The sequence below is a fragment of the Clostridium sp. 29_15 genome (genome assembly GCF_001916075.1).
GTDB lineage: Bacteria > Bacillota > Clostridia > Clostridiales > Clostridiaceae > Clostridium > Clostridium lentum.
In genome coordinates, this window is sequence record NZ_MNRT01000035.1 from 13,468 (window position 1) to 36,368 (window position 22,901).

Annotated in this window: 21 protein-coding genes; 16 read left to right on the plus strand and 5 right to left on the minus strand. The window is 27.6% G+C overall.

Annotated features, from left to right (window positions below; translation table 11 throughout):
* The first annotated feature begins 67 nt into the window (after positions 1 to 67).
* From rimO to BHW04_RS07570, 15 genes are all read left to right on the plus strand, one after another.
* Positions 68 to 1,405, plus strand: a complete 1,338-nt coding sequence (gene rimO, locus BHW04_RS07500) for a 30S ribosomal protein S12 methylthiotransferase RimO (RefSeq protein WP_022212497.1) — start codon at positions 68 to 70, stop codon at positions 1,403 to 1,405.
* On the plus strand, positions 1,389 to 1,979 hold the full coding sequence (pgsA, locus tag BHW04_RS07505; RefSeq protein ID WP_022212496.1) for a CDP-diacylglycerol--glycerol-3-phosphate 3-phosphatidyltransferase: 591 nt from the start codon (positions 1,389 to 1,391) through the stop codon (positions 1,977 to 1,979). Before rimO ends, pgsA begins: the two co-directional genes overlap by 17 nt.
* A gap of 163 nt (positions 1,980 to 2,142) precedes the next feature.
* A complete protein-coding gene (gene recA, locus BHW04_RS07510) occupies positions 2,143 to 3,186 on the plus strand; it encodes a recombinase RecA (protein WP_022212495.1) in 1,044 nt (347 codons plus the stop codon).
* Positions 3,187 to 3,435: 249 nt separating this feature from the next.
* Positions 3,436 to 4,977 (plus strand): ribonuclease Y, encoded by a 1,542-nt coding sequence (gene rny, locus BHW04_RS07515; RefSeq protein ID WP_186835339.1) that lies wholly within the window; start codon positions 3,436 to 3,438, stop codon positions 4,975 to 4,977.
* A 143-nt stretch (positions 4,978 to 5,120) separates the two neighbouring features.
* The gene (locus BHW04_RS07520) at positions 5,121 to 5,381 is read left to right on the plus strand and encodes a stage V sporulation protein S (protein ID WP_022168832.1); all 261 of its coding nucleotides are present in this window, start codon (positions 5,121 to 5,123) and stop codon (positions 5,379 to 5,381) included.
* A gap of 263 nt (positions 5,382 to 5,644) precedes the next feature.
* Entirely contained in the window at positions 5,645 to 5,905 is a 261-nt protein-coding gene (locus BHW04_RS07525; RefSeq protein WP_022212493.1) for an HPr family phosphocarrier protein, read from the plus strand.
* A 122-nt stretch (positions 5,906 to 6,027) separates the two neighbouring features.
* Positions 6,028 to 7,458: an adenylosuccinate lyase gene (purB, locus tag BHW04_RS07530; RefSeq protein ID WP_022212492.1), complete on the plus strand. Its 1,431-nt coding sequence runs from the start codon at positions 6,028 to 6,030 to the stop codon at positions 7,456 to 7,458.
* A gap of 163 nt (positions 7,459 to 7,621) precedes the next feature.
* A complete protein-coding gene (locus BHW04_RS07535; protein ID WP_302699315.1) occupies positions 7,622 to 9,109 on the plus strand; it encodes a hypothetical protein in 1,488 nt (495 codons plus the stop codon).
* A gap of 193 nt (positions 9,110 to 9,302) precedes the next feature.
* Entirely contained in the window at positions 9,303 to 9,797 is a 495-nt protein-coding gene (locus tag BHW04_RS07540; RefSeq protein WP_022212490.1) for a QueT transporter family protein, read from the plus strand.
* A 106-nt stretch (positions 9,798 to 9,903) separates the two neighbouring features.
* Positions 9,904 to 11,817: an ABC-F family ATP-binding cassette domain-containing protein gene (locus BHW04_RS07545; RefSeq protein ID WP_302623762.1), complete on the plus strand. Its 1,914-nt coding sequence runs from the start codon at positions 9,904 to 9,906 to the stop codon at positions 11,815 to 11,817.
* 56 nt (positions 11,818 to 11,873) lie between these two features.
* A complete protein-coding gene (locus BHW04_RS07550; protein WP_302699316.1) occupies positions 11,874 to 13,223 on the plus strand; it encodes an MBOAT family O-acyltransferase in 1,350 nt (449 codons plus the stop codon).
* A gap of 9 nt (positions 13,224 to 13,232) precedes the next feature.
* Complete coding sequence (locus tag BHW04_RS07555; RefSeq protein WP_302699317.1) at positions 13,233 to 14,372, plus strand: DHHW family protein; 1,140 nt, start codon at positions 13,233 to 13,235, stop codon at positions 14,370 to 14,372.
* A 77-nt stretch (positions 14,373 to 14,449) separates the two neighbouring features.
* Positions 14,450 to 15,064, plus strand: a complete 615-nt coding sequence (locus BHW04_RS07560) for an acetate uptake transporter (RefSeq protein ID WP_302623767.1) — start codon at positions 14,450 to 14,452, stop codon at positions 15,062 to 15,064.
* A gap of 94 nt (positions 15,065 to 15,158) precedes the next feature.
* Complete coding sequence (locus BHW04_RS07565; protein ID WP_186835345.1) at positions 15,159 to 15,341, plus strand: hypothetical protein; 183 nt, start codon at positions 15,159 to 15,161, stop codon at positions 15,339 to 15,341.
* 831 nt (positions 15,342 to 16,172) lie between these two features.
* Positions 16,173 to 17,120 (plus strand): tyrosine recombinase XerC, encoded by a 948-nt coding sequence (locus BHW04_RS07570; RefSeq protein ID WP_186835377.1) that lies wholly within the window; start codon positions 16,173 to 16,175, stop codon positions 17,118 to 17,120.
* 50 nt (positions 17,121 to 17,170) lie between these two features.
* Here BHW04_RS07570 and BHW04_RS07575 read toward each other — a convergent pair whose 3' ends face one another.
* Entirely contained in the window at positions 17,171 to 17,560 is a 390-nt protein-coding gene (locus BHW04_RS07575) for a hypothetical protein (RefSeq protein ID WP_302699318.1), read from the minus strand.
* 137 nt (positions 17,561 to 17,697) lie between these two features.
* Between BHW04_RS07575 and lexA the strand changes: the two genes are divergently transcribed.
* Positions 17,698 to 18,300, plus strand: coding sequence for a transcriptional repressor LexA (gene lexA, locus BHW04_RS07580; RefSeq protein WP_186835346.1), 603 nt, complete (start codon positions 17,698 to 17,700; stop codon positions 18,298 to 18,300).
* 42 nt (positions 18,301 to 18,342) lie between these two features.
* On the opposite strand, the gene BHW04_RS07585 is transcribed toward lexA, so the two are convergent.
* The 4 genes from BHW04_RS07585 to mutL all read right to left on the minus strand — a co-directional run bounded on the left by BHW04_RS07585 (position 18,343) and on the right by mutL (position 22,897).
* The gene (locus BHW04_RS07585) at positions 18,343 to 19,620 is read right to left on the minus strand and encodes a methionine gamma-lyase family protein (protein ID WP_022212481.1); all 1,278 of its coding nucleotides are present in this window, start codon (positions 19,618 to 19,620) and stop codon (positions 18,343 to 18,345) included.
* A gap of 86 nt (positions 19,621 to 19,706) precedes the next feature.
* Positions 19,707 to 19,961, minus strand: a complete 255-nt coding sequence (gene hfq, locus BHW04_RS07590) for an RNA chaperone Hfq (protein ID WP_302699362.1) — start codon at positions 19,959 to 19,961, stop codon at positions 19,707 to 19,709.
* A 50-nt stretch (positions 19,962 to 20,011) separates the two neighbouring features.
* Complete coding sequence (miaA, locus tag BHW04_RS07595) at positions 20,012 to 20,938, minus strand: tRNA (adenosine(37)-N6)-dimethylallyltransferase MiaA (RefSeq protein ID WP_302699319.1); 927 nt, start codon at positions 20,936 to 20,938, stop codon at positions 20,012 to 20,014.
* A 12-nt stretch (positions 20,939 to 20,950) separates the two neighbouring features.
* Positions 20,951 to 22,897 carry a DNA mismatch repair endonuclease MutL gene (gene mutL, locus BHW04_RS07600; RefSeq protein ID WP_302699320.1) on the minus strand — a complete coding sequence of 649 codons (1,947 nt, stop codon included), beginning with the start codon at positions 22,895 to 22,897 and terminating at the stop codon, positions 20,951 to 20,953.
* Positions 22,898 to 22,901: the final 4 nt, after the last annotated feature.

Sequence of the window (22,901 nt, forward strand, 5' to 3'; positions counted from 1 at the left end):
TAAATATATCTGTGTTCAATTAAAATAAGTTATGGTTAAATACAAAACACTTAGGAGGAAAAGAAGTTTGAGTAAGTTTAAAGTAGGAATGGTCAGCCTTGGCTGTGATAAAAATAGAGTTGATTCTGAATTAATATTAGGTTCAATCAATAAGTTTTATGAAATAACAAATAATCCTAAAGAAGCTGAAATAATAATAATTAATACTTGTGGATTTATTGAAAGTGCTAAACAGGAATCAATTGATACCATCTTAGAAATGGCAGAATACAAAAAAACACACAAATGCAAAATGATTATTGCAACAGGATGTTTAACTCAAAGATATGGTGATGAGCTTTTAGAATTAATTCCAGAAATTGATATATTAATGGGTGTTAATGACTACATGAAGCTACACAAGCTTATTGTTGATTTTATAAAGACAGAACAAAGAGTTTCATCAACTACTTATAAGGATGAAGGAGTAAATGAGGGAGAAAGAATATTAACTACAAATTCACACACTGCTTATCTTAGAATTGCTGAAGGATGCAATAATTTCTGCACTTACTGTATAATTCCTAAAATAAGAGGGAAATTTAGAAGTAGAAGCAAAGAATCCATATTAGCGGAGGCAACTTCATTAGTAAATCAAGGCGTTAAGGAAATAATATTAATTGCTCAAGATTTAACTAACTATGGTGAAGATTTATATGGGAAGAATGAGTTACATGTTTTAATAAATGAAATATCTAATATAAAAGGACTAGAATGGATAAGACTTCTTTATTGTTATCCTGAAGAAATAACTGATGAATTAATAGAAGTTATAGCTAATAATCCAAAAGTTATGAAATACCTAGATTTACCAATTCAACACATAAGCAATAATATCTTAAAAATGATGGCGAGAAAGACTAATAAAGAAACTATCATTGGCAAAATTAATTTATTACGTGAAAAAGTACCTGGTATAACTTTACGAACATCATTAATTGTTGGATTCCCTGGTGAAACTGAAGAAGATTTTAATGAGCTATGTAGATTCTTAAAGAATTACAAGCTTGATAACGTAGGCGTATTTACTTATTCACAAGAAGAAGGAACAGCTGCTGCTAAATTACCAAATCAAGTAGATGAAGATGTTAAAATCAAAAGAAAAGAAAAGCTTATGAATATTCAAAGAGGTATTGTTAAAGATTTAAATAAATTGAAAATTGGAAATATATATGATACTATTATAGATGGCAGTACTGGAGAATATTACATAGGAAGAAATTATGAAATGGCTCCAGAAATAGATGGCTTAATTTATATTACTAAGGGGAAAGTGCTTAAAAAAGGTGATATAATTAAAGTCAAGATAACAAATATTATGGAATATGATTTGGTGGGAGATGTTTGGAATGAATCTAGCAAATAAATTAACTTTGTTAAGAGTTATTTTAGTTCCTGTATTCTTAATTTTTTTAATTGGGAAAGGAATTCCTTATGGTTCAATAATAGCTACATTAATATTTATAATAGCTTCATTAACTGATCAGCTGGATGGATATATAGCAAGAAGTAGAAACCAAATAACTAACTTCGGTAAGTTTATGGATCCATTAGCTGATAAATTATTAGTTACAGCTGCATTAATTTCACTAGTTGAATTACATTTAATACCTAGCTGGGCTGCAGTAATAATAATTGCAAGAGAATTTGCTGTATCTGGACTTAGAACTGTCGCTGCTTCAGAAGGTATTGTAATAGCTGCCAGCTGGTGGGGAAAAATTAAGACAGTTACTCAAATAATAGCTATTTTACTATTATTGTTACAATTTAATATTGAATCAATACAATCATTAAATAGTTCATTTGAAGCAAGTGCATTTTTAAATAACTTCTTTGCATATGCTCCAAAAATAGCATTATTTATAGCAGTAGCTATGACTATAATTTCTGGAATTGACTACTTTATAAAAAATAAAGGTGCAATTTCAACAAATAAATAGTTTAAAATATTAAAAATAGGTTATACTTAAGAAAGTTCCTTCTATGTATTGTTTAGATGGAACTTTTAACGTATAGTAAAAACTATTATATTTTTATTGACTAACAGAACTATTTTGTTTATAATTTATTCATGGAACAAATGTTCGAGAAAGGGTGAAGTTAATGGCAAATATCGATATGGATAAAATGAAAGCTATCGAAAATGCAATGGGACAGATAGAAAAACAATTTGGTAAAGGTTCAATAATGAAATTAGGAGAACATAGCTCACTAAATGTTGATGCTATTTCTACTGGTTCTCTAGATTTAGATATAGCTTTAGGAATTGGCGGTGTACCTAGAGGAAGAATAATTGAGATATACGGACCAGAAAGTTCTGGTAAAACAACAGTAGCATTACATATTTCAGCTGAAGCTCAAAAAAGAGGAGGAGCAGTAGCGTTTATCGATGCTGAACATGCTTTGGATCCTAGTTATGCAAGAAATGTTGGAGTTGATACTGAAAATCTAATCGTTTCTCAACCAGATACTGGTGAGCAAGGATTAGAAATTACAGAAGCATTAGTTCGTTCAGGTGCTATTGATGTTGTAGTAGTTGACTCTGTTGCTGCTTTAGTGCCTAGAGCTGAAATTGAGGGAGAAATGGGTGATTCTCACGTTGGTCTTCAAGCAAGATTAATGTCTCAAGCTTTAAGAAAATTAACAGGTACAATTAATAAGTCAAACTGTATTGTAATATTCATTAATCAATTAAGAGAAAAAGTTGGAGTAATGTTTGGTAATCCAGAAACAACTACAGGTGGTAGAGCGCTTAAATTTTATTCTTCAATAAGAATGGATGTTAGAAGAATAGATTCTATCAAACAAGGTGATGAAATAATAGGTAATAGAACTAGAGTTAAAATAATGAAAAATAAGGTTGCACCTCCATTTAAGGTAGCTGAATTTGATATTATGTACAACGAAGGTATTTCTAAAGTTGGAAATATTGTAGATGTAGGCGTTAAAGAAAGCATAGTTCAAAAGAGTGGAGCTTGGTTCTCTTATAATGATATCAGACTAGGTCAAGGTAGAGAAAATGCTAAGCAATACTTAAGAGAAAATCCTGAAATAGCTTTAGAAATTGAAAATCAAATCAGAAGCAAATATGATTTACCTATAAATCAAGATAACGTTAAGGTTGCATCTGAAAAGGCTGAAGAATAATTAATAAAAAAATCGCTCTACAGCGATTTTTTTTGTTGTATAAACAAAATAAGATAGGATATAATAATAAGGTAATTGCTTATTAATAAAATATGATAAAATCAACTAAACTTGACATAATTTTATTTATAAGATAAAATAATAACAAATACTGGTTTATCATATTCAAGGTTCAGTGAGAATAATATGACACCTACTACGCTTTTATTTTTATATATACGTATAATTAATATGCTAGGAGGTGTTGGAATGAATATATTACTAATAATATTATGTAATATTATTGTGTTAGCAATTATAAGTTTCATAATTTATAAGCTGATACAAACAGCCACAAAAAAAAGAGTCAGTATTTTAGAGAATGAAGCAGAAGAGTTACTTAAAAAAGCGACACGAGAAGCGGAAGCTACTAAAAAAGAATCTATTTTAGAGGCAAAAGAAGAAGTTCACAGACTTAGAAGTGATTTTGATAAAGAATCTCGTGAGAGAAGAAATGAAGTTCAAAGACTTGAAAGAAGAGTTATTCAAAGAGAAGAAACTCTTGATAAAAAAAGTGACCTTTTGGAGAAAAAAGAGGAAACTATCAATAAAAGACTGCGTGAAATAGATGAAATGGATTTAAATGTGCAAGAATTGTGCAAAAAAAGAAGAGAAGAATTAGAAAAAGTAGCTAATCTATCTTCTGAAGAAGCTAGAGAAATATTATTAGCTGAAGTTAAAAGAGAAGTATCTCATGAAGCTGCACTAATGATAAAAGAAATTGAATCTAAAGCAAAAGACGAAGCTGATAAGAAAGCTAGAGAGATAATCACTACAGCTATTCAACGTTGTGCTGCAGATCATGTTTCAGAATCTACTGTACATGTTGTACCGTTACCAAATGATGAAATGAAGGGTAGAATTATTGGTAGAGAAGGGCGAAATATAAGAACAATAGAAACATTAACAGGGGTAGATTTAATTATTGATGATACTCCAGAAGCTGTTATATTATCAAGTTTTGATCCAATTAGAAGAGAGGTTGCTAGAATAGCACTGGAAAAATTAATAGTTGATGGCAGAATACATCCTGCTAGAATTGAAGAAATGGTTGAAAGAGCTCAAAAGGATGTTGAAAATGACATTAAAGAAGAAGGTGAACAAGCAACATTAGAGACTGGTGTACATGGTTTACACCCAGAAATAACTAAACTATTAGGTAGATTAAAGTATCGTACTAGTTACGGACAAAATGTTTTAAAACATTCTATCGAAGTTGCTTATTTAGCTGCATTAATGGCTTCAGAATTAGGGCTTGATGTTAATTTAGCAAAAAGAGCAGGTTTACTTCATGATATAGGTAAAGCTGTTGATCAAGAACAAGAAGGTCCTCATGCATTAATAGGAGGAGATTTAGCTAAGAAATATCATGAATCTCCATTAGTAGTTAATGCTATTGCAGCACATCATGGCGATGTGGAAATGCTTTCAATGGAAGCAATATTAGTTCAGGCTGCAGATGCAATATCGGCTGCAAGACCTGGTGCAAGAAGAGAAACTGTAGAAACTTATATTAAGCGTTTAGAAAAGTTAGAAGAAATCGCAAATTCTTATGAGGGTGTAGAAAAGTCATATGCTATTCAAGCTGGAAGAGAAATAAGAATTATGGTTAAACCGGAAGTATTAGATGATGCTAGTTCAATTGAGTTAGCACGTAATTTAGCTAAGAGTATTGAAGAACAATTAGAATATCCAGGGCAAATTAAAATTAACGTAATTAGAGAAACTAGAGCAGTTGATTTTGCTAAATAATAAATAAAAAAAATACATTTTGTTTTAACAAAATGTATTTTTTTATAAAATAAAGAGGATATTATCACTTTTAATAGAATATATATAAGTGTAAGAAGTATTATAATATTAATATTTATGTAAACGATTTAGGAGGAATTTGAATGGAAGTATTAAAAGTATCAACAAAATCAAACCCAAATTCAGTTGCAGGTGCTTTAGCTGCAATAATCAAAGAAAAAAATATAGTTGAAATTCAAGCTGTAGGTGCTGGTGCAATTAATCAAGCTGTTAAAGCCATCGCAATTGCTAGGGGATTTGTAGCACCAAGCGGAAGAGATATAGTATGTGTTCCTGCTTTTACTGACATTGAAATAGACGGACAAGAAAGAACCGCTATAAAGTTAATAGTCCAGCCTAGATAACATATATTAAAAACTTAAAGGGGATGTGGCATTAAGAATAAATAATACAATATATTATGTTGATTTTTAATTATTAAAACAATATATTGTATATAAAATTTTTAGTGCGACATCCCCTTTTTTCATATTCCAAGAAATTCATAGTATAAATATAAAAAATAGTGCTTTTTTTCTAAAAGATATACATAATACTTGAAATTATTTTTTTCTCGTTATATAATGTAGTAGTTAGGTATATAAAATTAAGTAAAGAGGTGTGTTAGATGGTATCTAAAGAAGTAGTAGTTAACAATGGAACTGGTTTACACGCAAGACCAGCGACTTTATTAGTAAAGAAAGCTTCAGCTTTCAAATCAGATGTAAGTATTGAATTTAATGGAAAAAAAGCTAATGTTAAAAGCTTAATCGGAGTTTTATCTTTAGGAGTAACTAAAGGTGCAGCAATAACTGTAAGCGCTAATGGTGATGATGAAGCTTTAGCTTGCGAAGAAATTGCTAAATTAATCGAAAGCATTGAAGAATAATAAAAAAAAGTGCATTTGTGCACTTTTTTTATTTTTTGAAAAAAACATGTAAAATTTTAATAAAGTATGATATAATACGAATGAAAAAATAACTTAATTACTTTTTATTCGGAGGTATTAATATGAGAGATTTATACAGTACACCACTAAATTCAAGATATGCATCTAAAGAAATGAGTTACATATTCTCAGAAGATATGAAATTTTCTACTTGGAGAAAGCTATGGGTAGCATTAGCTGAAGCTGAAAAAGAATTAGGGTTAGATATAACTGATGAACAAATTAATGAATTAAAAGATAATATATATAATATTAATTATGATGATGCAATAAAAAAAGAAAAAGAAGTAAGACATGATGTAATGAGTCATGTATATGCATATGGATTACAATGTCCTAAAGCTAAGGGTATAATTCATCTAGGGGCTACAAGCTGTTATGTAGGTGATAATACAGATATTATACTAATGAAAGAGGCATTAGAAATAGTTAAAGAAAAAATAATAGCAGTTTTATCACACTTATCTAAATTTGCTTTAAAATATAAGGATATGCCTACTTTAGGATTTACTCATTTCCAACCTGCTCAATTAACTACAGTAGGTAAGAGAGCGACTTTATATATGCAAGATCTTGTGATGGATTTAGAAAATATAGAGTTCTTAATTTCAACTTTAAAACTAAGAGGGGTAAAAGGAACAACTGGAACACAAGCAAGCTTTATGGCATTATTTGACGGTGATGAAGAAAAAGTAAAAGAATTAGACAGACTAATTGCTAAAAAAATGGGCTTTAATAGAAGCTATGGAGTAACAGGTCAAACTTATCCTCGAAAATTAGACTCAATAGTTTTAAATACATTATCAGAAGTGGCTCAGAGCGCTTATAAATTTAGTAATGATTTAAGACTTCTTCAAAACTTAAAAGAAGTTGAAGAACCTTTTGAAAAAAATCAAATTGGATCTTCGGCTATGGCATATAAAAGAAATCCAATGAGAAGTGAAAGAATAAGTGCATTAGCAAGGTACGTAATAGTAAATTCATTAAATCCTGCAATAACGGCTGGAACACAATGGTTTGAAAGAACTTTAGATGATTCTGCTAATAAGAGACTTTCTGTTGCAGAAGGATTCTTAGCTTTAGATGGTGTTTTAAATTTATATATAAATATTGCTGAAAATATGGTAGTATATGATAAGGTAATAGCATCTCATGTAATGAATGAACTTCCATTTATGGCTACAGAAAATATTATGATGGCTTCTGTAAAAAAAGGTGGAGATAGACAAGAACTGCACGAAAGAGTTAGAATACATTCAATGGCTGCAGCTCAAAGAGTCAAAGGCGAAGGTTTAGAGAATGATTTAATTGAAAGAATTGTAAATGATTCAACATTCAATCTATCAAGAGAAGAAATAGAGGTAATAATAAATCCTACAGATTTTGTTGGAAGAGCATCAAGTCAAGTTGTGGAATTCATTAATGAATATATAAACCCATATCTTGAAAAATATAAAGAATATATTGATATAAAATCAGATATAAATGTTTAATAAAAATTAATAATACAATAAATTAGGATAGATTTTTTAATCTGTCCTAATTTATTTATATAAAAAAACTAAGCTAGCAAAAACTTTTCTACTATGTAATCTTATTTATATCCAAATCATAAAATATATGGAACCTATAATTAATAGAGAGGTCGAAATTTATATGATGAAGGACATAATTAATTTAGATGATAGCAATAAGAATTTGAATGTATCAAAGGAAAAAGTAGATATACTTATTAGAGAAATTAAAGCTAAAGGTAAAAAGATAATCAAAGTATATAATTCATTTTCACAAGTTGATCCATGTAGTTATTCATTAATACAATTATATAAATTAACAGAGCAAAATATAAACTATAAAGATAATGAATATAGATTTTTTACTACTATGAATAAAAGTTTGATATTTCAATGGAGTAATTATGAGAATATACTTAAGTTATCTCAATATATACTTAATGAAAACCTATTAACAATATATTTTAAGTATATGAAATTTAAAGATAATAAAATCTTCTCATCTTTAAGAAAGAATGTAAAAATAGAAGAGTTAAATATAGCTATTAATAAGTTAAGTGCACTATTAAATAATAGCTTTGCTTTATTACCACCTATATATAGCAATATCTATAGTGAAGATTTTATAAATTCTGATATTTATAATAAGTCATTATCAGAAGAAGAGTTAGAAAATGAAGTTAAACGTATTAATTTCAATCACAATGGACATTTGATAACAAAGTATACTAATAATAATATAAGTTATTGGATTAAAGGTCTTATTTATAGAGATAAGAAAAATGAAGCATTTAATAAATATTATGCTTATGAACGAGAAATATTTAAGCAGTTTAAAGAAAATATTGATTGTTTAAATATTTATATCAAATCATTTAAATTTTTAAAACCAGTGCTAATTGAAGAAGAATATAAGTCGCTATCAAAATATATATTGAACGAGGATGAATTTAACCTATATTTAAAAAAAATATGTAATAAATTAATGAAGTATCGCAACTATATAAGTATTATAAATAGAGTTACATCTTTAGATGAAGAAGTATTACATCTTTTAGACTTTATTTATACAAATACTAAATCAATTAATGAAGGTGAACAACTATTAAGTTTTATTAATAAATATTACTATTATATGCTTATAAATAACATTGAGAAAAACAATCAGTATATTAGTGAATATTCATCGGTGGAAGATTATTTCAATATATTAATTAAAGCTGTTAAATTTACTAATAAAATTTTAAATAATAATTTGCCTTTGGAAAATTATTTAAATGAACTTTTTAATGAAGATGTAATGATTGAATTAAACAATACTATTACTACAGGAATTAATTATGAAAGTGAAATATTATCTTTATTAAAATCATGGGGATATAAAATAATGTGTAATTTCCATTACGACAATTATACATTAAGATATATAGTTTTCACCAAGGAAAATCCTAATAATTTTGTCCCTATATATTTTGATAGTATAAGTGAGTTTAATGAAAATAGCCTAAAAGAAATATTATACCTTCTAGCTAATTCTAAGGATATTTTATTTATATGGAGTCGTGATTGGTGGTATAAGCGTAATAGTGAAACCATAAGGATACGCTCTTTTCTCAATAGAATATTATAGATATTGATTTTTTTGATAATTTTATGTATAATAATTACCTGGACAGTTCGTGAACCTCCTGTCGTTAAATAAAACTAGGTGTTTATAATAGACTTATCAAGGTTATTATGGTACCTATATTTATATATAGGTACCTTTTTACTTGTCTATTTTCTTAGAAGGTTCTAATATTATTATTAGGAGAGACTTAAAAATGAATAAAACTAAAAGAATAGTAATAACAGCTGCTATAGCAGCACTTTATGCAGTTACTACACTAGTTATAGCACCGTTATCTTTTGGAAGCTATCAATTTAGAATTTCAGAAGTATTAGTGCTACTTGCTTTATTTGATCCTCTTTATATTGGTGGATTGACCTTAGGATGCTTTATTGCAAATATGCTAGGCCCTAATGGAATGATGGATATAATCTTTGGAACTATTGCTACATTTATAAGCGTAGTTGCTGTTTATTACACACCAAAGATTATAAGAAATAGTAAGAGTGCTTTAATTATAGCATCTTTATGGCCAACTATAATAAATGGATTAATAGTAGGATGGATGTTAAGCTATCTTTACGCTTTACCATTAATACTTACAATTTTCCAAGTAGCACTAGGAGAGTTTGTAGTAGTAACTATCTTAGGAATTCCATTTGTAAAATTTATAAAACCATATATGAAAAAGATAATACCAAATGTGTAATAAATATACCCTTCATTAAATTTATTTTAATGAAGGGCTTTTTTGATTTTTATGAATGATTTATGTTAAAATAAGATGTTTAATAATATAAATAAAGGAGTTCATTATGAATTTAATTACATTAGATAAGATAAGTAAATCGTATAGTGAAAAAATACTATTGGATAATGTTACTTTAAATATAAATGAAGGCGATAAGATAGGCTTAATTGGTTTAAATGGAGCAGGGAAGTCTACGCTTTTAAAGATAGTGGCAGGAAAAGATGAATTCTTCAGTGGTGAAGTTACTAAAAGTAAAGATTTAAGAATAGAATATTTATCCCAAAATACAGAATATAAAGATGAAACTACAGTACTTGAGCAAGTTTTCCATGGTGATAATATCGAAATGAAACTTTTAAAGGAATATGAGCTATTACTAGAAACTATTAATAACCGTGAGTTTTCTGAAGAGCTTAACAATAAACTAATAGCATTACAATCAAAGATAGATAATCTGAATTTATGGAATTTGGAAAGTGAAGCAAAAACAATCTTAACTAAGCTTGGAATAAATAACTACAATGTTAAAATGTCTACTTTATCTGGTGGACAGAAAAAAAGAGTGTTTCTAGCATCTGCTTTAATAAGTCCTTGTAATTTATTAATATTAGATGAACCTACTAATCATTTAGATTCTTCCTCTATAGAATGGTTAGAAGATTATTTAAATGCCAGAAAAGGCGCATTAATGATGATTACTCATGATAGATATTTCTTAGATAGAGTTGCAAATAGAACTATTGAACTAGATAGAGGAAAGTTATATTCATATGATGGAAACTATAGCTATTTCCTAGAAAAGAAAGCAGAAAGGCTTGAGCTTGAAGCAGCAATGGAGGAAAAGAGACAAAAACTTATCCTTAAAGAATTAAAATGGGTAAGAAGAGGGGCTAAAGCTAGAACAACTAAACAAAAAGCAAGACTTCAACGTTTTGATGAATTAGTAAATCAAGAATATATTGCTGCTCCGGAAAATATAGATATGCCTTTTGTAGGAAGAAGATTAGGAAAGAAAACAATAGAATTATATAATATATCAAAAAGATATAATGAAAAGGTATTATTAAAAGATTTTTCTTATATATTCTTAAAAAGCGATAGAATTGGTATTATTGGTGATAACGGTATGGGGAAAACAACTCTTACTAATTTAATTAATGATAGTGTAAAAGTAGATTCAGGAAGTATTGAAATTGGAGATACAGTGAAGATATGCACCTTTGCACAAGATGATTCTCATATGGATTTAAACATGAGAGCCATTGATTATATAAAAGAAGGAGGAGAAACAATTCCAACAGAAGATGGCACTGTGATAACAGCTTCACAACTGGCGGAAAGATTCTTATTTGACGGTATACTTCAATATACAACTATCAATAAACTTTCAGGTGGAGAAAGACGTAGACTTCATTTACTGAGAATATTAATGGAAGCACCAAATGTTTTAATACTAGATGAGCCTACAAATGATTTAGATATTGAGACATTAAAGATATTAGAAGATTTTATTGATGAATTTACAGGAATAGTCATAGTTGTATCCCATGATAGATACTTCCTTGATAGAACTTGTAATAAGATATTCTCTTTTGAAGGTAAAGGTACTATAAAAATATACAATGGTAATTACAGTGATTATTTAATTCATAAAGAAATAGAATTAATAAATGGAAAAGATACTAACAATAAAAAAGCAACTGTTAAAAAAGAATATGTAAAAACTAAGGAAGATAATCCTAAATTTTCATTTAAAGAACAAAAGGAGTTTGAAACTATATATAATGATATTGATAACTTAGAAGAGAAAATATCAAATATAGATAAACAAATGGAAGAAAACCCATCAAATTACGGCCTTTTAAATGAACTTACAAATGAAAAGGAAGCACTAGAAGAAGAACTTCTTTATAAATATGAAAGAGTAGAGTATTTAGAAGGCTTATCTAAGAGAATTGAAGAGTATAAGAAAAAATAATTTATAAAAAGTTAGATTGCTATACTTGTGATCTAACTTTTATATAAGGAGAAAAAATGGTTTTTAGTAGTTTAATTTTTTTATTTAGATTTATGCCTATTTTCTTTCTTTTCTATTTTATACTTCCTATGAAATATAAGAACTTATGCTTATTGATTTTCAGTCTACTATTTTATTCATGGGGAGAACCAAAATACATCATATTAATGATTGCCTCAATTTTAGTAGACTATTGTATATCACAAAGAATATGGAAAGAAAAAGAGAATAAGAAAAAACAAAAAATTCTCTTAAGTACATCAATTATTTTTAATATAGGGATATTATTTGTATTTAAATACTATAATTTTATAGCAGATAATATAAATAATATTTTTAAAAGTAATATACCACTTAGTTCAATGACATTGCCCCTAGGAATAAGTTTTTATACATTTCAAACACTATCTTACACCATAGATGTTTATAGAGGTAGAATAAGACCTGAAAAGAATATTGTTAATTTTGCTACTTTTGTAACGATGTTTCCACAATTAATTGCAGGTCCTATAGTCAAATATACTGATATAAAAGAAAAGTTGGTTAATAGAAGAAATAATTGGTCATTAGTAGAAGAGGGTGTTGAAGATTTTATTGTAGGTTTAGGAAAAAAAGTATTACTAGCTAATAATTTGGGAATGCTTTGGGAAGAAGCACAAAATATTGGTTTTTCCAATATTTCTACACCTATGACATGGCTTAGCTTATTAGCTTTTTCATTGCAAATTTACTATGATTTTAGTGGTTACTCCACAATGGCTATAGGACTTGGAAAATGTTTGGGATTTGTATTTCCTAAAAACTTCAATTATCCTTACATATCTAAAAGTGTTTCTGAATTTTGGAGAAGGTGGCATATAACTTTAGGATCTTGGTTTAAAGATTATCTATACATACCTCTTGGAGGAAATAGAAAAGGGGCAAAGCGTTCATTTTTAAATTTATTAATAGTGTGGTTTTTAACAGGATTATGGCATGGTGCGGAATTTAACTTTATTTTATGGGGATTGTACTTCTTTTTATTAATTTCATTAGAGAAATTAATTTTAAATAAATATCTTAATAACTATAAGTTTTTAACACACGCTTATACAATATTTATGCTTTTAATCGGTTGGGCAATATTTGCTATAACAGACTTAAATTTATTAAAAGTATTTTTAAAACAACTTTTTCTGTTCAAATACAATACAGAATGGATTTATTATTTACAAAATTATATAATTATAATTGTTATTGGAGTATTGTGCAGTACACCAGTGGTTACATCTATCTGGAATAGATTGAAAATGATATCAATATTTATTTTATCAGTGGCATATTTAGTAGATTCTAGTTATAATCCATTTTTATATTTTAGATTTTAGGTGATACATATGAAGAAAAATATTTTGAAAAAATACCCAACATTCTTTGTATTTAGCATCTTAGTAATTCTTTTTACGGTGATAGATATTATTAATTCTCCAAATGAATTTTCGGAACTTGAAAACAGAAAATTATCTCAAATGCCTATTTTATCACTTAAATCATATATTGATACTAGCTTTTCATCTGATTATGAAAAGTATATTAATGATCAGTTCTTTTTAAGGGATAATTGGATTGATTTAAAGTCAAGAATAGAATATCTATTAGGAAAAAGAGAAAATAATGATATAATTTTTGGTAAGGAAAATTATTTATTTAAAAAATTTACCACTTTTAATGATGAGATGCTGGAAAACAATCTTAATTCTATTATAACGTTTACTAATAACTATAATAAAGAAGTGGATTTTTTTATTATTCCTAATTCCTATGCTGTATATGATGAATTAACACCACGATATTTACCACTAGTTGATCAATTATCATTAATTAATTCTATCAATAGCTATCTTTCTTTGAAAAGTAACGATCATATAAACACCATAAATGTTGCTGAAGAATTATTAAAAAATAAAGATGATTATATATATTATAAGACAGATCATCATTGGACATCTTATGGGGCTTATTTAGCTTATTTAACATATATGGATTATTTAGGTTTAGAAATTGTTGATATAAATAACTTAGAAAAAATAACAATAAATAATTTCTTGGGAACATATTATAATAGAAGTAAATATTTCAAGGCAGATAGTGATTTTATTACATATTATAACATTTTAGGTTTGCATATTGAAATAGATGGCAAAGAACAGCTTTCATTAATGGATTTAGATAAATTTAAAGTAAGTGATAAATATTCAGCTTTTCTTTGGGGTAATAATGGATTAACTAAAGTAATTAATGAAAATATTTCGGAAGAAAGAAAAGGTAGTAGTATATTGATTTTTAAGGATTCTTATGCTAATTCATTTATTCAATTTTTATCATATAATTATGAAATTATTGATATCATAGATTTGAGATATTTTAAAGAATCTATAAGAAATTTTATGAAAGATAAGGATTATAATGAAATTCTAATTATGTATAGTTTTAACAATTTGTCTACTGATATAAATATAAGAAGATTAAAGTTTTAAAAATTAATATTGACTAAAACTTAATGTTCTGTTAATCTAGGATAGTCGATTTTATTTATACAACAGGGGGAAATATAATGGAAAACACAAATGAAAGAAATGTAAAAGTCCTTGTTGCTGATCCATCTGCATTGGGATTATTTGGTTTAGCAATAATAACTTTAGTTGCTTCTTCACAAAAGTTAGGATTAACTTCAGGAGTATCTTTAGTTTTACCATGGGCTATATTTTTAGGAGCATCAGCGCAATTAGTTGCATGTATTAATGATTTCAAACATAATAATGTATTTGGAGCTACAGCATTTGGAGCATACGCATTTTTCTGGTATGCAATGGGATTCTCTTGGATGATCCAAAATGGAGTATTTGGAGAAAAATTAGCTGCTTCAGTTGATACAACTCAATTAGGTGTTGCATTCTTAGGGTACTTAATTTTTACATTATTTATGACAGTAGGTGCTTTAGAAACTAACAAAGTATTATTCTTAATCTTTGTATGTATAGATTTCTTATTCTTAGGATTATCATTAAGCTCATTTGGTATAGCTACAGAATTAACTCACGGGATAGCTGCATGGTCAGAATTAATAATAGCTATCTTATCATTCTACGGATGTGCAGGTAACGTGTTAAATAGTCACTTAAAAAGAGTTCTATTACCACTTGGTAAGCCATTTGGGATTTTAAAATAATTTATTTGAGACTATAGATAATTAAATTTATCTATAGTTTTTCTATTTAAAATTTTATATAATAAATTTAAGTACTTACAAGGAGATAAATATTATGGAAATTAGCGTTTATTTAAAAAGTAAAAAAGACCCAATAAAATATACTGGTGATCGTATAGATGTCCTTGACTTTGAGATGGATAATGTTAAATATAAACAAATTAGATCTTTCAGAAAAGGTTTTTCGAAATCTGAATTGATTATGAGTGATTTAATTGTAAAAATTAAAAAGGTTTAATAAAAATAGCTAAAGATTATAAAAGAATTCATCTTTAGCTATTTTTATATTAATTAAACTAATATCAGTTATATATGTTATTTATATATATTAATATAATTTTATTATAATTAAGTATTTTTAGTACTTATTTTACTTATAAAGGGGTTTCAATTCTGATAAAAAAAATATTTCTAGCTTTTATGTTAATTAGTAAAAATATAATTTTCAATAATTTAAAAATATATTTTAAATTAAAAGTTATGTGTATATTTTTCATAAATACATAATATAAATTAATAACTTTTATTAATTTATATATTTCGCTAAATACCTATTTAGCGAAATTCGTATTATTGAATTATAAAAACCTCTATGATATAATAAAATAGAGGTTTTATAGCTTATAATGGAGGTATACAATTGACATTAAAACGAACTTCAAATAATAATTATTCTAACTTTTCATATACTAGTGAAGTAAACAAACTATTAAATGTTACATTAAATAAGCGAGATGAAAGTAAATTAAAACAAGTATATGCTAATTTCAATAATTTAGAGTCTTCTCGTAGTTACGAACCAATCATAAAGGATTTATATATCCTTACTGAAAAGCATCATTTAACCACTAAGCAATTATCTGAAATTTATAAAATTGGAGTAAGAAGCATTCAAAAATGGCTTAAAGAATTAGGCCTTAATAGGTCTATAGCTAAAGCTCATAAAGTTACTAATAAAAGTACTGTTAATAAAAAAAATATAGATATTGAATTGTTGGGTGCCAATGTATCAGATGTACCTCGAATTAATAAATTTGGTATAGAAATTGAAGAAAAAGAGAATCTACCTATGCTAGTAAAGGATTTTTTAAATTATTTAGAAACAATCAAAGGTAAATCAATCAATACTATAAACGCTTATAAAACAGATTTATCTGTCTTTTTTAAGTTTATAAAGGTTTATAAAGGGTATCAATTAGATGATAATATTCAATTTATAGATATACCAATTGATGATATCAATAGTGATTTTATAAAATCAATTAAGTTAACTGATATGTATGCATTCTTATCTTATGCTGAAAAACAAAGAAACAATAGTAATTATGCAAGAGCTAGAAAAGTAGCAACTTTAAAGTCATTTTATAATTATCTTCACAATAAAGCTAAGGTTATTCAATTTAATGCTGCAGCTGAGTTGGAATCGCCGAAGATCAATGAAAGGCACCCTATTTATTTAACATTAGATCAAAGTATCGAACTTCTTGATTCATTAGATAAGTCTAATAAAAATTATGAAAGAGATTACTGTATTTTGGTTTTCTTTCTTAACTGTGGCTTAAGAGTTTCTGAATTATGTAGCATTGAAATTAACAAGATTAAAAGCGACACTTTAACTATAATCGGCAAAGGAAATAAAGAAAGGACTATTTACCTTAATTCGGTATGTATTAAAGCTTTAGAGCAATATTTATCTGTCAGAGATGATTCTAAAGCAATATCTAAAAATAAGAATTACTTATTTTTATCAGCTAGAAATACACCTATTAATAAGAGAACTGTCGAAATATTAGTTAAAAAGCATATTTCAAATGCTGGATTTACCAACGCTAAGTATACTCCTCATAAGTTAAGACATACAGCAGCAACACTTATGTATAAGCATGGTAATGTTGATATAAGGAGTTTACAAAACATATTAGGACATGAAAGTATATCTACAACGCAAATTTACACTCATGTTGATGAGGAGCAATTAAGAGATGCTGTAAATTCTAATCCTCTTTCTAATTTGTAAATAATAAAAAACTATATCACTTAATGTAATATAGTTTTTTATTATTTATCTTATTTTTTATTTTTTAAAGAAACTGTTCTTAATCCTGGATATAATTCGATAGTTGAATCTTCTAATGATTCTTCTTCATCTAACCCTATATCATCAAGATACACAATGTTTTCAAAAGCATCTACATAATCATCTTCAAGATAATTTTCTAAATCTACAGAATATTCTGCTTCAGTTGATTCTATATGTAAATCAAGAGCTGTATCCATTGCTTTTTTAAGTTCTTCTTCGATAAATTTATTTTCTTCAACATTTTTAGATATATCTTCAATTTTTATAGCTCTAATATCAACACCTGCTTCTTCTAAGCATTTACCACAGTTATCACATATCTTTCCACCAGGAATTAAATCACAGTAATCATCTTCAGTATATTTATTGTTGCTCATAATATCACCTCAACTTAATTAACTTTTATATTCTATCAAAGTATTGTATAAATTTCAATAGTTATTTTATAGAACATTCGTTTGATATTAAATTTACAGTATGTTATAATACAATTACTAAAGTGAGGTGTTAAAAGATGAGCGAGTTAAATGATAAGCAATTATTGATATATGAATTTTTAAAAGATTTTACAAGCGAAAAAGGATATCCACCGACTGTTAGGGAAATATGTAAGGCTGTTGGACTTAAGTCAACATCTTCGGTTCATGGACATTTAAAGCATCTTGAAAAAGAAGGATTAATAAAAAGAGATCCTACAAAACCTAGAGCATTAGAAATAGTTGATTCTGTTGTTAAGAAAGAAATGATCAATGTACCAATTATCGGAAGAGTAACTGCTGGACTTCCTATACTAGCTAATGAAAATATCGAGGATTCTTTTCCACTACCATTAGATTACGTTAAGCATAATAATGATTTATTTATGCTTAAAATAAGTGGTAGTAGTATGATTAAAGCTGGTATACTTGATGGAGATTTTGCGATAATTGAAAGAACTCAAACTGCATCTAATGGTGATAAGATTGTTGCCTTAATAGAAAATGAAGCAACACTTAAAACATTCTATAGAGAAAATGATCATATACGATTGCAGCCAGAAAATGATGAGATGGAACCAATTATAGTTGATAATTGCAGTATACTTGGTAAGCTTATAGGTATATATAGAACATATTAAAAAAGAGAACCCCATTTAAGTTCTCTTTTTTAATACTTAAAATTATATTATGTTATTTAAAGCTAATAATACACCTATTTTTGCATGATCAAATGTTAATCCACCTTGTAAATATGCAATATAAGGTTCCCTAATTGGTGCATCAGCAGATAATTCTATTGAAGAACCTTGAATAAATGCTCCTGCTGCCATAATTACCTCATCTGTATATCCAGGCATTGCCCATGGTTCACATTCAACAAATGAATCAATTGGTGAACCTTTTTGAATACCCTTACAGAAGTTAATAAGGTTTTCTTTATTCCCAAATTTAATAGCTTGTATTATATCACTTCTCTTATCTGTATATTTTGGTAATACTTCAAATCCAGCAAGTTCCATAATTCTTGAGCAGAAGATTGCTCCTTTAACAGCTTCCATTGCTATATGAGGTGCTAGGAATAACCCTTGGAACAATTGTCTCATTACACCGAAAGTAGAACCACATTCTCCTCCTATTCCTGGAGTTGTTAATCTGTAGCTGGCTTGTTCAACATACTTTGATTTACCTACAATATATCCACCTGTTGGTGCAATACCACCACCAGCATTTTTAATTAATGAACCAGCAATTAAGTCAGCTCCCACATCAGTTGGCTCAATTGTATCAATAAATTCACCATAGCAGTTATCAACAAATACTACTACATCTTCTCTAATTGATTTAACTACCTTGATTATTTCTCCTAGCTCTGATACTAAAAATGAGTTTCTCCAACCATACCCTGTACTTCTTTGAATATGTACAAGCTTTATGCTGTTATCTTCTTTTAAAACTTCTGTTATTTTTTCAACATCAAATTTTCCATTTAATAGGTCTACTTGTTTATATTTTACACCATATTCTCTAAGAGAGCCGATGTTTTCCTTATCATTGATACCAATTATATTATGTAATGTGTCATATGGAGTGCCTGAAATACATACCATCGTATCCCCTGTTTTTAAATTACCCATTAAAGCACATCCTATGGCATGAGTTCCATTTACGAAATGTGGTCTAACTAAAGCGCTTTCTGCATTGAATACCCTTGCATATACTTTGTCTAGAGCTTCTCTTCCTATATCATCATATCCATATCCTGATGAATTAGTAAAATGAGAATCACTTATTCTTTCTTCTTGAAAAGCATGTAAAACCTTCAATTGATTATATTCTCTTATTTCATCATAAACCTTTAATTGATCTTCAATGTCATTTAATGCTTGTTTATATAACTCAAAAACATTATGCTTTATCTTATACTTATTAACTAGTAAGTCTTCTGCTAAATTAATCATATTTATCCTCCATTATCTTGTTACTATGACTATTATATATAATTAATTTGTAAATATAAAGTATTTATATAAAAAAAGATGAAAGATTAACCTTCATCTTCTTTACCATATTCATTACTCTCTGCAAATAAAATAGGCTTGTTTGGAGAAATTGTAGTTATTGCATGTTTATAAACCATCATTTGTTTACCTTCAGAATCTAATATAACTGTAAAATTATCAAATCCTTTTACTAGTCCTTTTAGAAGAAACCCATTGGTTAAATATATAGATACTAGCATTTTGCTTTTTCTTGCACCATTAAGAAAAATATCCTGTAAATTATTTTGTTGTTTATTCAACATAACCACCTCCATAATATAGCAATATGTTAATTAAAATTATAACGCTATTACCTATTAATGTCATTAATTATTTTATTTAAAATCTCATCATCAGACATATAGTCCTTATTCAAAAATATTGCTCTTGGATCCTTTCTAAACCAAGTAAGTTGTCTTTTTGCATAATTTCTAGAACCTTGCTTAACCATCTCCTTGCTTTCTTCTAAAGTAATTAATCCATCTAAATACAATAACACTTCTTTGTAACCTATTCCTTGCATTGACTGCATAGAAGAAGTATACCCTAATTTCTTTAAATTAATACATTCAACAAGTAATCCCTTTTCATACATAATTTCTACTCTTTTATTTATTCTCTCATAAAGCTTTGTTCTATCCATATTTAATACAAAATAATATACATCATATTTGCTTTTATATAAATTATCACCGGCATTATATGAGCTAAAAGGCTTACCAGTAAGCTTATATACCTCTAAAGCTCTAATAACCCTTTTTCTGTTATTAGGATGAATAGACTCATAACTTATAGGATCTATTTCTTTTAACATGTTATGGACATATTCTGCTCCCTCTTTATCTATAAGTTTATTTAATTCTTCTCTATATTCATCGTCCTTTTCAGATTCTGTGAAATTCATATTACAAGTCAAAGCATTAATATATAAACCAGTCCCACCAGTAAGGATAGGAAGTTTTCCTCTTCTTAATATGTCTTCTATAGCTTTTTCTGCCCTCTCCTTATAATCTGCAACAGAAAAAGCTATATCTGGTGAAACTACATCTAACATATGATGTTTTACTCCCAGCATTTCTTCTTCTTTTATTTTAGCTGAACCTATATCCATGCCTTTATAAATCTGCATAGAATCAGTAGAAATTATTTCACCATTCAAGGCTTTTGCCAGTCTAATTGATAGTTCTGTTTTACCTACTGCTGTTGGACCAGCTAGCACTAAGATTTTATCTTTCATATATTTTCCTTTCTAAACAATCCTTCTAAATTTTTTATCTAATTCATAATTGGTCATTTTTATAATTATTGGCCTTCCATGTGGACAATGGAAAGGATCTTCAATATATCTTAATTGCTCAATTAGCTCTTTCATTTCTATTTCAGTAAGATAATCATTAGCTTTTACTGCAGCTCTACAGGCCATTGAAGCAATTTTATTTATCTTAACTTCAACAGTCTTTCCACTTCCCATATTCTTTAGGTTGTCTATCATATCTAAGAACAGTTTTTTAGAGTCCAGCTTTCCTAAGAAATAAGGAACCTCTTTTAAAGAAATTGTATTGTCACCAAATTCATCGATGATAAAACCAGACTCTTCAAAAAGATTCTTATTTTCAATATAGCATTCATAATCATCCATGGACATTTCGAGTACCATCGGGATTAATAAAGGCTGAATAATAGTATTCTTATTTTCGATATCATTTCGATATTTTTCGAATAGGATTTTTTCATGAGCTGCATGCTGATCAATTATATATAGACAATCTAAATATTCTGCCAAGATATATGTTTTATTAAATTGACCAATAACCCTTAAGTCTGCAAATTTTGCCACTGGAACTTTTTTATCCATACTCTTTTTGATTTCACTTTTTTCTTCATTAGAGTTTTCCTTATGAGAGTTGTTATATAAAATTTCTTCCTTCTCAAAATTTTGCTCAACATATTCATCATTTTTAATGAAGTTTTTAGCCTCTTTAGCAGCTTTTAATTCATTATAGATATTCTCTTCCTTTTTAATATCATTCATAGTTACAGAACTATATATATCATTTATAGAAGGTTCCTTTAGTAAGCTGTTTTTTGTTTCAAGTAAATCTATCTGTTCTCTTTTCTCAACATTTATAAGTTCTTCTTTTAGCAATAAAGGACTTTGAATATTAACATTTAGTTGTTCTTGATGAATTGCAAAACTATTGAATACATCATTCTTCAAAGCACTATGAACAGTATCAAAAACAGCCTTAAAAATCATTCTTTCATCTTTAAATTTTATTTCTGCTTTTGTTGGGTGAATATTTACATCTATATTATCAGCAGGAATATCAATAAACAATACAAAGAAAGGAAACTTATTTACTGTTGAGAAAGATTTAAAAGCATTTTCCACAGCAGCAACAACAGTTTTATTCTTAATATATCTATTATTTACATATATACTTTGATTATTTCTAGACCCACGTGCAATAGATTCTCTTCCAACATATCCATATATCCTAATATAACTGTCTTCATGATTAGAGAATTCTATTATATCTTCATAAATTGTTTTACCATAAATAGTTCTAATAGTAGATGCTAAATTATTATCTCCATAAGTTAAAAGAGTCTTTTTTTTATTATTGAATAGTTTAAAAGAAATATTAGGATAAGAAAGAGCTATTCTTGTGACAATATCATTGGCAAGAGATCCTTCTCTAGATGGAGTCTTTAAAAACTTCTTTCTAGCAGGAACATTGAAGAATAGATTTCTCACTTCCATAATTGAACCATTATTCATCCCTATATCATTGATTGATAATATTTCACCAGCAGAAATGGATACTTCCTTACCAAAATTGGCATCGGCAGTCTTACTTCTAAAGTTAACCTCAGAAACAGAGGCAATAGAAGGCAGCGCTTCTCCTCTGAATCCTAAAGTATTAATATGATATATATCATCCACAGATACAATCTTTGATGTAGCATGAGGCAAGAATGCTTTCGAAATATCATCTGCATAAATTCCAGAACCATTATCTATAACACGAATTAAATTTATTCCACCTTCTTCTATTTCAATGGTGATATTTTTAGCACCTGCATCAATGGAGTTTTCTACTAACTCTTTTACTACTGAGGCTGGTCTCTCTACAACCTCACCAGCAGCAATTTTATTAGAAGTATGCTCATCTAATATATTTATTCTTTTCATCATA

Coding starts and splice junctions, on each gene's coding strand:
- pgsA (WP_022212496.1), top strand. CDS start 1,389: ATGAATCTAGCAAATAAATTAACTTTGTTAAGAGTTATTTTAGTTCCT.
- recA (WP_022212495.1), top strand. CDS start 2,143: ATGGCAAATATCGATATGGATAAAATGAAAGCTATCGAAAATGCAATG.
- rny (WP_186835339.1), top strand. CDS start 3,436: ATGAATATATTACTAATAATATTATGTAATATTATTGTGTTAGCAATT.
- BHW04_RS07520 (WP_022168832.1), top strand. CDS start 5,121: ATGGAAGTATTAAAAGTATCAACAAAATCAAACCCAAATTCAGTTGCA.
- BHW04_RS07525 (WP_022212493.1), top strand. CDS start 5,645: ATGGTATCTAAAGAAGTAGTAGTTAACAATGGAACTGGTTTACACGCA.
- purB (WP_022212492.1), top strand. CDS start 6,028: ATGAGAGATTTATACAGTACACCACTAAATTCAAGATATGCATCTAAA.
- BHW04_RS07535 (WP_302699315.1), top strand. CDS start 7,622: ATGATGAAGGACATAATTAATTTAGATGATAGCAATAAGAATTTGAAT.
- BHW04_RS07540 (WP_022212490.1), top strand. CDS start 9,303: ATGAATAAAACTAAAAGAATAGTAATAACAGCTGCTATAGCAGCACTT.
- BHW04_RS07545 (WP_302623762.1), top strand. CDS start 9,904: ATGAATTTAATTACATTAGATAAGATAAGTAAATCGTATAGTGAAAAA.
- BHW04_RS07550 (WP_302699316.1), top strand. CDS start 11,874: ATGGTTTTTAGTAGTTTAATTTTTTTATTTAGATTTATGCCTATTTTC.
- BHW04_RS07555 (WP_302699317.1), top strand. CDS start 13,233: ATGAAGAAAAATATTTTGAAAAAATACCCAACATTCTTTGTATTTAGC.
- BHW04_RS07560 (WP_302623767.1), top strand. CDS start 14,450: ATGGAAAACACAAATGAAAGAAATGTAAAAGTCCTTGTTGCTGATCCA.
- BHW04_RS07565 (WP_186835345.1), top strand. CDS start 15,159: ATGGAAATTAGCGTTTATTTAAAAAGTAAAAAAGACCCAATAAAATAT.
- BHW04_RS07570 (WP_186835377.1), top strand. CDS start 16,173: ATGCTAGTAAAGGATTTTTTAAATTATTTAGAAACAATCAAAGGTAAA.
- BHW04_RS07575 (WP_302699318.1), bottom strand. CDS start 17,560: ATGAGCAACAATAAATATACTGAAGATGATTACTGTGATTTAATTCCT.
- lexA (WP_186835346.1), top strand. CDS start 17,698: ATGAGCGAGTTAAATGATAAGCAATTATTGATATATGAATTTTTAAAA.
- BHW04_RS07585 (WP_022212481.1), bottom strand. CDS start 19,620: ATGATTAATTTAGCAGAAGACTTACTAGTTAATAAGTATAAGATAAAG.
- miaA (WP_302699319.1), bottom strand. CDS start 20,938: ATGAAAGATAAAATCTTAGTGCTAGCTGGTCCAACAGCAGTAGGTAAA.
- mutL (WP_302699320.1), bottom strand. CDS start 22,897: ATGAAAAGAATAAATATATTAGATGAGCATACTTCTAATAAAATTGCT.